Source organism: Proteus sp. G4415 (assembly GCF_963896075.1).
In the GTDB taxonomy this organism is placed as follows: Bacteria; Pseudomonadota; Gammaproteobacteria; order Enterobacterales; family Enterobacteriaceae; genus Proteus; species Proteus mirabilis.
Genome location: NZ_CAWQOK010000137.1, coordinates 1 through 14485 on the forward strand (window position 1 = coordinate 1; position 14485 = coordinate 14485).

At 38.6% G+C, this 14485-nt stretch carries 13 protein-coding genes; 6 read left to right on the plus strand and 7 right to left on the minus strand.

Annotated features, from left to right (window positions below):
* Positions 1-125 precede the first annotated feature (125 nt).
* Complete coding sequence (locus AACU95_RS14750) at positions 126-1319, plus strand: lactate oxidase (protein ID WP_004245423.1); 1194 nt, start codon at positions 126-128, stop codon at positions 1317-1319.
* A 76-nt stretch (positions 1320-1395) separates the two neighbouring features.
* On the opposite strand, the gene eptB is transcribed toward AACU95_RS14750, so the two are convergent.
* Complete coding sequence (gene eptB / locus AACU95_RS14755; protein WP_036908422.1) at positions 1396-3087, minus strand: kdo(2)-lipid A phosphoethanolamine 7''-transferase; 1692 nt, start codon at positions 3085-3087, stop codon at positions 1396-1398.
* A 540-nt stretch (positions 3088-3627) separates the two neighbouring features.
* On the opposite strand from eptB, the gene fdhF reads away from it, so the two are divergent.
* Positions 3628-5772: a formate dehydrogenase subunit alpha gene (gene fdhF / locus AACU95_RS14760; protein WP_080544259.1), complete on the plus strand. Its 2145-nt coding sequence runs from the start codon at positions 3628-3630 to the stop codon at positions 5770-5772.
* An 88-nt stretch (positions 5773-5860) separates the two neighbouring features.
* Here fdhF and AACU95_RS14765 read toward each other — a convergent pair whose 3' ends face one another.
* Together AACU95_RS14765 and AACU95_RS14770 are read right to left on the minus strand one after the other, a co-directional pair.
* Positions 5861-6748, minus strand: a complete 888-nt coding sequence (locus AACU95_RS14765; protein WP_020945118.1) for a 2OG-Fe dioxygenase family protein — start codon at positions 6746-6748, stop codon at positions 5861-5863.
* Between the two features lie 189 nt (positions 6749-6937).
* Positions 6938-8551 carry a sigma 54-interacting transcriptional regulator gene (locus AACU95_RS14770; protein WP_004245418.1) on the minus strand — a complete coding sequence of 538 codons (1614 nt, stop codon included), beginning with the start codon at positions 8549-8551 and terminating at the stop codon, positions 6938-6940.
* A 400-nt stretch (positions 8552-8951) separates the two neighbouring features.
* Between AACU95_RS14770 and hydN the strand changes: the two genes are divergently transcribed.
* The 4 genes from hydN (at position 8952) to sugE (ending at position 10670) form a co-directional block, all read left to right on the plus strand.
* Positions 8952-9509: an electron transport protein HydN gene (hydN, locus tag AACU95_RS14775; protein ID WP_004248867.1), complete on the plus strand. Its 558-nt coding sequence runs from the start codon at positions 8952-8954 to the stop codon at positions 9507-9509.
* Positions 9510-9582: 73 nt separating this feature from the next.
* On the plus strand, positions 9583-9924 hold the full coding sequence (gene hypA / locus AACU95_RS14780) for a hydrogenase maturation nickel metallochaperone HypA (protein ID WP_004245415.1): 342 nt from the start codon (positions 9583-9585) through the stop codon (positions 9922-9924).
* An 8-nt stretch (positions 9925-9932) separates the two neighbouring features.
* Positions 9933-10223 carry a hydrogenase maturation factor HybG gene (gene hybG / locus AACU95_RS14785; protein ID WP_004245414.1) on the plus strand — a complete coding sequence of 97 codons (291 nt, stop codon included), beginning with the start codon at positions 9933-9935 and terminating at the stop codon, positions 10221-10223.
* Positions 10224-10355: 132 nt separating this feature from the next.
* Entirely contained in the window at positions 10356-10670 is a 315-nt protein-coding gene (gene sugE, locus AACU95_RS14790) for a quaternary ammonium compound efflux SMR transporter SugE (protein ID WP_004245413.1), read from the plus strand.
* A 72-nt stretch (positions 10671-10742) separates the two neighbouring features.
* Here the strand turns inward: sugE and frdD are convergent, their stop codons facing one another.
* From frdD to frdA, 4 genes are read right to left on the minus strand one after another with little or no spacing between them, the layout of a single operon-like run.
* The gene (gene frdD, locus AACU95_RS14795; protein WP_004245412.1) at positions 10743-11102 is read right to left on the minus strand and encodes a fumarate reductase subunit FrdD; all 360 of its coding nucleotides are present in this window, start codon (positions 11100-11102) and stop codon (positions 10743-10745) included.
* 14 nt (positions 11103-11116) lie between these two features.
* Entirely contained in the window at positions 11117-11512 is a 396-nt protein-coding gene (frdC, locus tag AACU95_RS14800; protein ID WP_004245411.1) for a fumarate reductase subunit FrdC, read from the minus strand.
* A gap of 14 nt (positions 11513-11526) precedes the next feature.
* Positions 11527-12264: a succinate dehydrogenase/fumarate reductase iron-sulfur subunit gene (locus tag AACU95_RS14805; RefSeq protein ID WP_004248868.1), complete on the minus strand. Its 738-nt coding sequence runs from the start codon at positions 12262-12264 to the stop codon at positions 11527-11529.
* Complete coding sequence (frdA, locus tag AACU95_RS14810) at positions 12257-14053, minus strand: fumarate reductase (quinol) flavoprotein subunit (protein ID WP_004252782.1); 1797 nt, start codon at positions 14051-14053, stop codon at positions 12257-12259. The genes AACU95_RS14805 and frdA overlap by 8 nt, the downstream gene beginning before the upstream one ends.
* Positions 14054-14485: the final 432 nt, after the last annotated feature.

Sequence of the window (14485 nt, forward strand, 5' to 3'; positions counted from 1 at the left end):
TATTAAAAAATCAGAACGATTATTTTAAGTTTCTATAAAAATAGAGTTTATATTTATTCTTATAATCTGAGCGTTGTTTCTTAAACTATAAATATAATCCATTAATTCCTACATAGGGGGAGATAATGAAACATACATTGTTAAAAACGACTGCAATTGCTATGGCATTAAGTGTGGGAGTTGTGCAAGCGACTGAATATAAAGCGAGTACCGCAGAACATCCAATCAAAATAGTTAATTTAGATGCTCTTGAAAATCAAGTAAAAGAAAATATGGATAAAGGCGCTTTCGGTTATATTCGTGGTGGTGCTGAAGACGAAAATAACTTGCGTTCTAATACAAATGCATTTAATAAAAAATATATTATGCCTCGTGCATTACAAGGGATTGAATTTTCCGATCTGAATTTAAAAACAGAATTTTTAGGTATTAAATTAGATACGCCTATTATTCAGGCACCGATGGCAGCCCAAGGGCTTGCTCATCAACAAGGCGAAGTTGCCACAGCAAAAGGTATGGCGAAAGCGGGCTCTATTTTCTCATTAAGTACTTATGGTAATAAAACCATTAAAGAAGTCGCGCAAGCACAACCGGGTTATCCGTTCTTTTTTCAGCTATATATGAGTAAAAACGACGCGTTTAATCAGTATATTTTATCGCAAGCAAAACAGTATGGCGCGAAAGGTATTATTTTAACGGTTGATTCTCCTGTGGGGGGATATCGTGAAGATGATATTAAAAATAGTTTTCAATTCCCATTAGGTTTTGCCAATTTGGAAGCATTCGCCAAAATCAGTGATGATAAATCAAAAACAGGTAAAGGTTCGGGTATTAGTGAGATCTATGCTCAAGCTAAACAAGCATTTACTCCTGCGGATATTCAATATGTGAAAAAGATGTCAGGTTTACCAGTCATTGTGAAAGGTATTGAATCACCTGAAGATGCCGATACTGCAATTAAAGCGGGTGCTGATGCGATTTGGGTGTCTAATCATGGTGGTCGTCAGTTAGATAGTGCACCAGCAACCATTGATGTATTGCCAGCCATTGCCAAAGTCGTGAACAAACGTGTTCCTATCGTTTTCGATAGTGGAGTTCGTCGTGGCTCACATGTCTTTAAAGCGTTAGCGAGTGGTGCAGACGTTGTTGCTGTAGGGCGTCCAATTCTTTATGGATTAAATTTAGGCGGTGCTGAAGGTGTAAATTCAGTTATCGAGCAATTAAATAAAGAGTTAAGAATTAATATGATGTTAGGTGGTGCAAGAAACGTCAAAGAAATTCAAGCAACACACCTGTATACAGATGCTGACTTTAAATAAGCCATTATTTTAATCTCAGCGAGTAAAAACCCCATGCTTAATCTTAAACATGGGGTTTTTATTGATTAGACTCGAGTTACTGTGCTTTGCTAGCTATGTCACCAAAACAGAGATTATTTTGATTATTAATCCCACCATCGGGTGATGAGTAACCTAGACAGCCTAATATCGAGTCAAAAATATTATGATGATAGAAAGTCCGGTTATTATCTTGATTTCGTTTGAGATTATCAAATAACTGTTTATTTTCAGGCTCAGCTAAATAGCTATCTGACATCCACACTAAGAAAGGCACTTTAAATTGTTCTGGTGGTGCAATTTCTTTTGGTGTGCCGTGTAAGCCACCTTTTTCTGAAATTGACTCGCCGTGATCTGAGGTATAAAACACAATGGCTTTTTTATCACGCAGGGTATTAAGTACACCATCAATAAAGTAATCAGTATAAAGAATAGAGTTATCATAAGCATTGATTAGCTGCTCTTTGGTGCACTCATCGTCAACGTTTAAGCATTCAGGTTGGTATTTTTTAAATGCGTTTGGGTAACGTTGCGAGTACATAAAGTGTGAACCTTTAGTGTGTAAAATCACTAAGTGGTTACCTTTAGAATAGTGAGCAACGGAATCTGCGACTTCGTTAATAAGCAAAGTATCATCTAATTCTTTGCCAAAATTACTATTTTTGGCGGTCATCATCTCTTTCATGGCATAGTTATCTAAATCAAGCTTATTGTAAAACCAAAGCTCACTTTGCATTGAAAAGAGTTCTGATGTCATTCCTAGCTGATGTAATACTGAGAAAATATTGTTCTCTTTTAACGTTCGCTGATCGTTATTTTCTGTACCGTTTTCACGCACAAACATACATTTTAGCGAAAGTTTTGTTGCTGTATCGCAAGAGATACCTTTCAGAGCAATCAGATTTTTTTCTTGGCTTAATAGGGGATTGGTTTGTCTTTCATAACCGAATAGCCCCATATGATCCCACCTTGCTGTCTCGCCAATAATAAAGACCACATAGACATCTTCATTGGCTTTTGACGGGATATAAGTAAAGTTATCCGCAGGATCAAAGATATTCTGGCTATTAAAGTGATCGTCGTACTGTGTTATCGCATATTGAAATAAAGGAATAATCCAGTTGGTCGGTAAATAGGCGTAACTTAAACCACCGCTGTAGCTTGGCAAATCTAAGTTATTCTTGATTTCATAGGCTTTTTGTTTCGAATCTAAGGTTTTTAGATAGGCAAATACCGCAAGAGCAATTACGAGCATTTTGACCGTATTTTTGATCCAGATTTTTTTCTTTTGCTGCTGAGTTATATTTTTTTCTGGTTTCTTACATAACCAAGTTAGCGCTAGGGGTAAAATAGATAACCCAATAATCCAAATAATCACATTAGGGCTAATCAGCTCTTTTGATAAATCGATATCTGTGGTGAGCGTAGAAATAATAATGCCATAGCCAATAACTACATCAAAGAAAGAGATATAGTAACTAGCACAAACACTAATGAGCAGAATAAAAGAAGCGACTATTTTAAAAAATAGTGTGCCACAAAAAGAAATAAGTCGTAATAAGAAGAAAGTAAAGGCAATGTTTACTGCAACTTCACCCAGTATATATAAACTTTCAATGAGGGAGTTGTGAGAATTCTGTGTGCCATAACGGCCAATGTAAACGGAAAGATTAAGAAATAAACCAATATAGACAGCTAAAAAAAGAGAAACTTTTTCTTTTGAAAATCGTAAAAACTTTAATTTTTGCATGTTGAGCTATTATCAAATTTTTGGGGTGTAGAGGTCTTTAAGACCGCATTGTTGTTTTCAGGTTCAGTATTATGGGCTTTTTTTTTATTGTTTTTCACCTTTTTTCTTGCGAATAAATTGTTATTCAAAATATTAATTCTTAAAAATTTACCTAAATAAGAATATAGCAAGTCAAATTATCATATTGTCATCAAATAATGATGTGTTTAGTTGTTAAATAAAAATAACTAATTGTATTTATTGAAAAATAATAATTTTATTGATGAGAAGAATACATAGAGAAAATCGTGTTAATTAGACCGATTAATCTTTGCTATTACTGCTTGCTCATCGTCGACAGAAAAATCGTCATTAGTGTCGATAATTGTTTCCTTTTTGTCTCTTACTCATCTTATTACTGATAACTGTCTGTTATTTTTCTTTGTTTTTCATCTAATTATAAAATATTTAAAATAATGGCTTATTTGGCACAGTCTCTGCATAGATAAAGGAGAGAATCGGGTATTAACCTGAAAGTTGATGAACACAGGAGCAATGTTGATGAAAAAAGTCATCACGGTCTGTCCGTATTGCGCCTCAGGATGCAAAATCTACCTGAAGGTGGAAAACGGTAAAATCATTGGCGCTGAAGGAGCCAATGGTTTAACAAACCAAGGTGAGCTGTGTCTGAAAGGGTATTATGGATGGGATTTTATCCATGATACTAAGATACTGACTCCACGCCTTAAAACACCTATGATCCGCCGTGAAAGAGGTGGAAAATTAGAAGCGGTTTCTTGGGATGAAGCTATTGAGTTTGCGAGTAGCAAACTACTTGCTATCAAAGAGAAATATGGCGCTAAAGCTATTATGACAACCGGTTCATCACGAGGACCTGGTAATGAAGCTAACTTCGTTATGCAGAAATTTGCTCGTGCGGTTATCGGAAATAATAATATAGACTGCTGTGCTCGTGTCTGACACGGCCCTTCGGTTGCAGGTCTGCAGCGTTCGGTCGGTAATGGTGCTATGAGCAACTCAATCGTTGAGATTGAGGATACCAAATGTCTATTTGTCTTCGGTTATAATGCCGCAGACTCGCATCCTATTGTCGCTCGCCGTATTGTGAAGGCGAAAGAAAAGGGTGCCAAAATTATTGTATGTGATCCACGCTATATCGAAACAGCTCGCTTGGCTGATTTACACTTAGCATTGAAAAATGGTTCTAATATTGCACTGCTAAATGCTATTGCCAATGTGATCATAGAGGAAAAATTATACGATAAATCCTTTATTGAAAATCATACCGAGCAATTTGATGAGTATTGCCAATTAGTCGCAAGTTACACCCCTGAGTCGGTAGAAAAAACAACGGGGTTAAGTGCACAAATTATCCGTGAAGCAGCGCGTATGTATGCCAAAGCGGAAACGGCGACAATCTTGTGGGGAATGGGGGTAACACAGTTCTATCAAGGGGTTGAAACCGTTCGTTCACTCACTAGCTTAGCATTATTAACCGGTAATCTTGGTAAGAAATATGTTGGGGTAGGTCCTGTTCGTGGTCAAAATAACGTACAGGGTGCTTGCGATATGGGAGCACTACCTAATACGCTACCGGGCTATCAGTATGTTACTGATGCGAAAGCGCGTGAAAAATTTGCCAAAGCTTGGGGCATTGAATCGATGCCTGAAGAAGTAGGCTATGCGCTTAGTGAAGTTCCTCATAATATCGACCATGGTTTAATTAAAGCACACTATGTGATGGGGGAAGATCCACTACAAACTGAGCCAGATTTAGCCACTATTCGTAGAACTTTTGAAAAACTCGATTTACTGATAGTACAAGATATCTTTATGACCAAAACAGCATCGATTGCTGATGTTGTTTTCCCTGCCACATCATGGGGTGAACATGAAGGGGTGTACACATCAGCAGACCGTGGATTCCAGCGTTTCTATAAAGCGGTAGAGCCTGTTGGTGATGTTAAAACAGACTGGCAAATAATCAGCTTAATGGCAACAGCAATGGGTTATCCAATGCATTACAACAACACCAAAGAAATTTGGGATGAGTTGCGTGAGTTATGCCCGATTTATTATGGTGCAACTTACGAAAAAATGGCTGATTTGGCGTATATTCAATGGCCTTGCCCAACAGAAGATAGCCCAGGTACACAATATCTTTATGAAGGCGGTAAGTTCGATACTCCTAATGGTAAAGGTCAATTCTATACTTGTGAGTGGGCGCCACCTATTGATCAACTCTCTGATGAGTTCCCAATGGTATTGGCAACGGTTCGTGAAGTTGGACATTACTCTTGTCGTTCAATGACAGGTAACTGTAAAGCATTAGCTGCATTGGCTGATGAACCCGGTTATGTTCAATTAAACACTGAAGATGCCAAACAGTTAGGAATTAAAGATCAAGAGTTGGTTTGGATACGCTCTCGACAAGGTAAGGTTATTACTCGTGCTGCGGTCAGTGATAGACCAAATAAAGGTGCGGTATATATGACTTACCAATGGTGGATTGGGGCTTGTAACGAACTAGTTGCAGAAAACTTAAGTCCAATAACCAAAACACCTGAGTATAAATATTGTGCGGTTTGTGTTGAGTCAATTAAAGATCAAGCTCAAGCTGAGCACTATGTAAAAACAGAATATAACAATATTAAACGTCGTTTAAGAGAAGCCGCTGAAGGCTAACTTTGCTGATTAATATTTATTTTCTGTTCGAAAACCGAGCATGACTGATCTAGATATCAGTAAGCTCGGTTTTTTTATCGCTTTATGCTTAGGCTACTTGCTTATTTAAATGTAACGTTAGTGGTAAATCGGGATGTAATTGGGTTGAATCAAACTGATGTGATGGATGAGTGTTTACGGTTGGATAACGGGATAATAACACAATAAAATCCTGATAAGCAGAGTGGTGATTGTCATGTGTAAAAATAGGTGTACCACTATGATTTAACTCATTATCCGCAATTAACAATATATCCAGATATTGGGCATTATTATGCTCATAGAGAACATTATTAGGATTAATATCTTGCCAAGGTGTACCTATTGCTTCTTGAGGAGAATGAACACGTAATGCGCCGGAATTATTTTTTACATTATTTTTATTCATCATGACAATCATGGTGTGATCAACACCATCTTTATGCACCCCTTCAATAGAAAGCTCACTTAACGAATTAGGTTCAGCAATGAGTCTTAAATGAAATACCGTTGAAATTGATTTAGGGGATTGTTGATCGGTTAAGCGACGTGGTGTAAATCGATTTCCTTCAATCAGGAGCATTTTCAATTTTAATAATGCTTGGTAAGCGGTATTGCTTTGCCAGCGATCGTCAATTGCTCGAAAGTGTCTTTGTGCACCGCTATCTTCACGAATAAAGCCATCTTCTTCAGTGAGGACAAAAGGTTGATACTCTAGTCGTGAAATGGTTTTAGCCTCATTATCGAAAAGGTAGCGTCCGGTGCGAGAGTGACGAAACGACAATGTGGGATCTTGCGCGAGATAATCACCATATTCTATGAGTGTATCTATATCTTTCTCTGTTGCACCTAATTGTTTTATTAAATCAATAACTATTTTTTGTGGAATAAAAACATATTTATTATTTTTATATTCTTCTTTTATTTTATTAATTTTATTCGTAAGCAGGTCATTCATAGGTAATATGCTCCATGGATTATTTATATTCTTATAATAAGTTAGCGTTAATTAACTAGTGATAATAATTAAAGAAATATAACCACTAAAATTATAGATAGGGATAAAAAAGTTGCCAATGGACAGAAAAAACGAGTGTAACAAATTAATTACACTCGTTTTACAATATCGGCTGTAGTGGTCGTAAAACTAAAGAATTTCAGGAATGGAAATACCTAAGCGTTGCATACGTGATAATAAGGTGGTTCTTTTTAATCCTAATTTTAATGCCGCACCTCTGGCACCAGCCACTACACCGTTAGTTTCTCTAAGGGCTTGTATTATCCGCTCACGCTCTTCATCATCACTTTCAGGTGCGCTAGTTTGCATCTTTTTTTCTATGGCTGATGGTTGCGAAAGCACTTGTTTTAAACGAGATGGTTTATTGATATTTAACTCTTTTAGTTGCAAATTTAGCGTAGAGCCTCGAGTTAAAATAACCGCGCGCTCAATAATATTTTCAAGCTCTCGTACATTTCCCGGCCAAGGATAATGGGTTAATTGCTCCAAAGCATGTGTTGGAATACAGTCTATTTTTCTATCCATGCGACGGGCAATTTTTTGCGTAAAATATTTTGCCAATAAGGGGATATCTTCAGGTCGCTCCCGTAATGGCGGGATAATAATAGGAAAAACATTCAGACGATAATAGAGATCTTCTCGAAATTCCCCTTCATCCGTCAGTTCACATAAATCTTTATTGGTCGCTGCAATTAAGCGTACATCCACAGGAATAACTTTATTACCACCTAATCTTTCAATTTCACGCTCTTGGAGAACCCGTAATAGTTTTGGCTGTAATTCAATGGGCATATCGCCAATTTCATCGAGAAAAAGCGTACTTTTATCTGCCATTTCAAATCGACCCACATGGGCATGTGTTGCACCCGTAAAAGCGCCTTTATCATGTCCAAAAAGATCACTTTCTAACAGACCGGAAGGTACTGCTGCACAATTCATTTTTATCATCGTCTTATTTTTACGATGACTTAAACGATGGATCGCTCGTGCAATTAACTCTTTACCAGTACCTGTTTCGCCTAAGATAAGTACAGTACTGTCACTTTGAGCGACTAACTCAATTTGTTCTAGTACATTATGCATGGCATCGCTTTGATAAATAATCTCGCTAAAACTACCATTTCTATTTATTTGTTCATTAAGCCAAATATTTTCGTTCTTAAGGCTATCTTTAAGGTGAGTTATCTCTTCATAAGCGGCGGCATTTTCAATTGCAATCCCGATGCGCGCGGCAATTTGTTGCAATAATTGACAAGTTTCTTCAGTAAAAACACTACTTATTTCATGCGCTAGGATTAATAAACCTAGCGGTTTACGGTTAAAAGCCAGTGGCAATAACAAAGCCGTCTGCATATTTTGTTTTACGAGACGTTTAATCAAAACATCGTCTTGATCTTCTTTATTGATATCGATTAAAACGGGTTTGTTTTGATGAATAATTTCTTCGGCTTTGTTATTGGCGCTACTGAACTTACGTTGTTGACGAATGACAGATTTTCCTGTCTGATAACGACTAGAATAAAGAATACCTTCATGACTATTTTGTGATGAAGTACGACATAACATCAGACTAATATGATTAAGTCCGAAAAAACGATGTATTTCTTTAGATACTTCAGAAATGAGGCCATCCATGTCTAGATGCGCTAATACAGAATTTGTAATATCGACAAGTATACGATATTGATTCCGCTCACTGCGAAGGCTCTCCATAGTTTCAGCATTGTTACTGCTTAATTTCATGACACCACCGATTGCCCTAAAAAATTAACTATATTGTAATCGCTTTATTATAAATTTATATCAATGACTGAGTCATTTTTGATCCAAACCGCTATTTTCTTATTTAACGGGAAAGTAAAAAATATAAATTTAACAAATCGATATATATTTATTTATATATCGATTAATTAGATCGTCAAAAATGTCGAATAAATTGACGAAATATAATTTTCCTAATTAATAATCATTTTTATTTGCAAATTAGTTAATTGAAAAATAAGGATTAGTTAATTTAAAAATAGATTGGCATGAACCATGCTATATCTAATATATAGATACCTAATTGTTATTCTAAATTAGATAATTAATTGCGTTTATCGCCAATATAACGGCTATATATAACAAACAGCAGGAGAATATGATGAACCGTTTCATCATTGCAGACCCTAAAAAGTGTATTGGTTGCCATACCTGTGAAGTAGCATGTGTTGTTTCACATCAGCAAGCTTCCCAAGATAATTTAGCAATCGACCAAATTAGTGAGCAAAATTTCCAACCACGCATTCATGTGGTGAAAGGCTTTTCAATTAGTACCGCAGTTGTCTGCCATCAATGTGAAGATGCTCCTTGTGCCAATGTCTGTCCTAATGGTGCCATTATTCATAATAAAGATTATTACTATGTCGATCAGGATAAATGCATTGGTTGTAAAACCTGTGTCTTGGCTTGTCCTTATGGCACTATGGAAGTGGTTTCTCGTCCGGTTATGCGTAAATTAACCGCTCTCAATACGATTGAAGCATTTAAAGCTGAAGCCAATAAATGTGATTTATGTCATCACCGTGCTGAAGGTCCTGCTTGTGTTGAGGTCTGCCCAACGCAGGCATTAGTCTGTATTGATAGAGATGCACTTGAAGATATGGTTAAAGAGCGTCGTCGTAAAGCGGCTTTTGAAACAGGCGCTGATTTATTGTTCTAAGATCAAGAATAAAGCAACTATGTCCTGATACTATAGTTGCTATTATTTATCCTGCTTCAAGTAAGGTATAGACATGCATGAAATCACGCTTTGCCAGAGCGCATTTGAGATAATTGACTCACAAGCTAAATTAAATAATGCGCAAAAAGTAAAAAGCGTTTGGATGGAGATCAGCGCACTATCTTGTGTTGAAGTCTCTGCACTTGAGTTTTGCTTTGATATTGTTTGTCGAGATACTATCGCACAAGGTTGCCAGCTACATATTGAGGTTATCCCTGCTAAAGCATGGTGTTGGGATTGCCATCAAGTGGTGACTGTTTCGACTTTTAATGCAGGTTGTCCTGCTTGTGGTAGTCAAAATTTGCGGGTTGAGAATGACGATGCAATGCGCATAAAACAAATAGAGATCGAATAGGGGTTGTTATGTGCCTTGGTATTCCAGGTCAAGTTGTTGAAGTGGGAAAAACCATCACTGAAAATGCATTGGTCGATGTTTGTGGTGTTAAGCGTGAAGTGAATATCGCATTAGTTTGTGAAGGCGAGCCTGATACGATGATTGGCAAGTGGGTATTAGTGCATGTGGGTTTTGCCATGAGTATCGTTAACGAACAAGAAGCACAAGAAACCCTTAACGCATTGATGGCGATGGGGGAAGTCGAAGACGATGTGAGTGCTTTTCTCTATGGTGAGGAAAGTACAGCTAAACGTGCTTGAGCAAATTTAATACTATTTGCATGGTTGCTGACTTTTTCTTATACTCTATTTTCACTTTTCAAAGGCTGGGACGACCCAGCTTTTTAATCTGTATATTCAGGGGACGACCCCAATTATCAATAGGGGTAGTTTATGTCTTGGATAATTCTCTTTGTCGCTGGCCTATTAGAAATTGTGTGGGCGGTTGGTCTTAAATACACTCATGGTTTTACCCGTTTAACACCAAGTATTATTACGATCAGTGCGATGATCGTGAGTATGGGGATGTTATCGTATGCGATGAAAGGCTTACCTGCGGGTACGGCTTACGCCATTTGGACCGGTATTGGTGCCGTTGGTACGGCTATCTTTGGTATTATCGTTTTTGGTGAATCCGCCAATATTTATCGTTTATTGAGTTTAGCGATGATTGTTTTCGGTATTATTGGTTTGAAATTGGCGAGCTAATTTTTATATTCACGCAGTTTAGCGATAAAAAAAGCCACTCAATGAGTGGCTTTAATTTTATTTATCAAGCGATTATAGTGTAAAAACACCAATAATTGCGATAACACTAATAATTGCTGCAGCACCATAAAATACCCAATTACTAGCAGGTACATGCACTTTAAAATCGTGCAACGTATGGTGAATACGGTGTAATGCACACCAAACTGGCAGAATAATCATTAGCAGTAAGAAAATACGACCAATAAAACCTTGGCTAAATGCCATAATACGATCGTAAGTAAATGCTTCTGGCGCAATACCCATCGGGATTAGAATACCGAGCAGGATAATAATTGCTGGAGAAACAATCGCACTCCACATACCACCTGCACCAAATAATCCCCAGAAAATAGGTTCATCAGAGCGCTTAGGAAGTTGATTCTGATTCATTATTTCCTCCTGGGTTAAACAATTAGCGCCACTGCCAGAATAACGACAGTCACGACGATGGTTAGACCCCATAAACCACGAACGATAGGCTCTTGTGGTAATTTTTCATCTTTAACGACGATATTAACGGCTTTCGGTGCAAGCTTAAACCAAGTGGCCGTATGGAATACCGTTGCGATAAGGGTCACAATATTAATCAGCATCACTATTGGGTTACTTAGGAATCCAACGAATCCCGCCCAACTTTCTGGTCCATTTTTCAGTGCAAATACACCGAACAGTACAACCAGACTGAACCAAAGTTGTGGTAGACAAGTTCCTTCACGGGTGATGTAGAAACGATAGAAACCGAGTTTCGTCCACCAGTTTGGCTGCATACCACGAACATAAGGCTTACGTTTTGTTGTCATGTCTTGTTTCCTCCTTAACGTGGTTTCAGCATGGCAATGACAAAGTCTTGCGCACTGGCTGCTTTACCCTGCTGAATAGCCGCAGCAGGATCCACATGTTTTGGACAGACTTCAGAGCAGTAGCCCACGAAAGTACAAGACCAGACGCCATTTTCACCATTTAATTGAGGCATACGCTCTTTAGCCCCGTGGTCACGGCTATCGGTATTGTAACGTTGTGCTAACGTAATCGCTGCAGGACCAATAAACTCAGGATTTAAACCAAACTGAGGACATGCTGCATAGCATAAACCACAGTTGATACAACCAGAGAATTGGTGGTATTTCGCCATTTGAGCAGGAGTCTGTTTATTTGGACCTTCTGAAGGCTTACGATCATTTCCTAAAATGTAAGGTTTAATCGCTTCTAAGCTTTCAATAAAGTGAGTCATATCGACGACAAGGTCGCGCTCGACAGGGAAGTTACCTAACGCTTCGATTCTCACCCCATTTGGGTAGTCACGCATAAAGGTTTTACAAGCCAGTTTTGGGACTCGGTTAACCATCATGCCGCAAGAGCCACAAATCGCCATACGGCAAGACCAACGGTAAGACAGATCTGGCGCTAAGTTATCTTTAATATAACCCAATGCATCCAATAATGAGGTTTGCTCATCGTAAGGCACATCATAAGTGACGAAATGAGGCGCATCATCCGTTTCGGGGTTATAGCGCATGACTTCCATCTTAACGTGCTTCATGTCATCAGCCATTCGCTTTCTCCTTATTCTGCTTGTCTTGTGCAGTCGCTTCACCACCATAGACACGTTTAGCAGGAGCAGATTTGGTGATCTTCACATCGCTATATTCTAAACGCGGTGCACCTTCTGGGTTATAGAATGCCAGAGTGTGTTTAAGGAAGTTCACGTCATCACGCTCAGTACAACCTTCGTCAAGACGTTGGTGTGCACCACGAGACTCTTTACGATTGAATGCAGAATGCGCCATACATTCAGCGACATCTAAACCAAAGCCAAGCTCAATTTTATACAGTAAATCAGTATTAAAGACGCTACTGGTATCTTTAATTTCTACGTGTTTAAAACGTTCTTTTAGTTCAGTCAGTTTATCAATGGTTTTTTGCATTAATTCAGGTGTACGATAGATACCGCAACCTTCTTCCATGGCTTCACCCATTTCATCGCGGATCTGAGCCCAATTTTCAGAACCTTTTTGGTTCATCAGTTTTTTCAGATTGTCTTCGATGTCACGAGTTTGTGCATCTAATGCTGATGCGTTAGCAGGGGTTGCTTCTTGGGCACGACGAACGGCTTCTTCCCCAGCAAGACGACCAAATACTACAAGTTCAGCCAGTGAGTTAGAACCTAAACGGTTAGCGCCATGTAAGCCGACAGATGAACACTCACCCACCGCAAACAGACCTTTAATACGTGTTTCTGTGCGCTGATTAGTCTCGATACCACCCATGGTGTAGTGTGCAGTTGGACGAACTGGAATAGGTTCATTAACTGGATCAACACCCACATACGCTTTTGCCAGTTCACAAATGAATGGTAAACGTTCATGAAGTTTTTTCGCACCCAGATGACGTAAATCAAGATGCACAACATCACCACGGTGAGTTTTAATGGTACGACCCGCGCGCCACTCATGCCAGAATGCTTGAGAAACTTTATCGCGAGGACCTAATTCCATATATTTATTTTCGGGTTTACCTAATGGTGTTTCTGGTCCTAGGCCATAATCTTGTAGATAACGGTAACCATCTTTATTGACCAGAATACCCCCTTCACCACGGCAACCTTCGGTCATCAGAATACCTGAGCCCGGTAAACCAGTTGGGTGATATTGCACAAATTCCATATCACGCAGTGGCACGCCATGACGTAAGGCTATCCCCATACCATCACCTGTAACGATACCGCCATTAGTATTAAAGCGATAAACGCGACCTGCGCCACCTGTTGCCATAATGACAGCATTAGCACGAATTTGAACTTTCGTCCCTTCCATCATATTAATAGCAACAACACCACGAGCGTGGCCTTCATCAACAAGGATATCGAGAACGAAATGTTCATCGAAACGTTGAATTTGAGGGTATTTTAAAGAGGTTTGGAACAGGGTGTGTAACATGTGGAAGCCGGTTTTATCGGCGGCGAACCAAGTCCGTTCGATTTTCATCCCACCAAAACGTCGGACGTTGACTGACCCGTCTTCTTTACGGCTCCAAGGACAGCCCCAGAGTTCTAGTTGAGTCATCTCTGTTGGACAATGCTCAACGAAGTAATCAACGACATCCTGCTCACACAACCAGTCACCGCCAGAAACGGTATCATTGAAGTGAAAGTCGTAGGAGTCGTGAGCCTGAGTCACTGCTGCTGATCCGCCTTCTGCTGCCACAGTGTGGCTACGCATAGGGTAAACTTTTGAGATCAGAGCAATTTTCAGTTGAGGATTTGCTTCCGCTGCAGCAATTGCTGCTCGTAAGCCTGCGCCCCCGGCTCCGATTATCGCTATATCGGCATTAAAGGTTTGCACTGCGCTTCTCCATTGTTCAAGTGAAAATTGGAATAATTGTCTAGAATTCAATTCACTGACATTATTAATTTAGTAATGCTATTTTTTTAAGCTATCCGTAACGAAAATGTTTCACTGCCTTGTGACTACGCTTGATAACATCGTTATTATCATTGACTGTAATTTTAGTATAACGAAATGTAAGGTACGGAAATTTGATATGAATGATGGTTTTCCCGTATTTCACAAAAAAAGTGTGATCTACACCAAGAATTCTCGGTTTTACTAATAATTAACCAGATAAACTTGAGCATAAAATAAAATATTTAATTCTAAAATAAAAATAAAGTTAGCAATGAATAATTCGTTTTTAAAGTATAGATAATTTGAATTACAAAGAACAATGGTTTTTTGTTATTGACTGATTTTTAAGGTAAAATAAATTATCTTTAA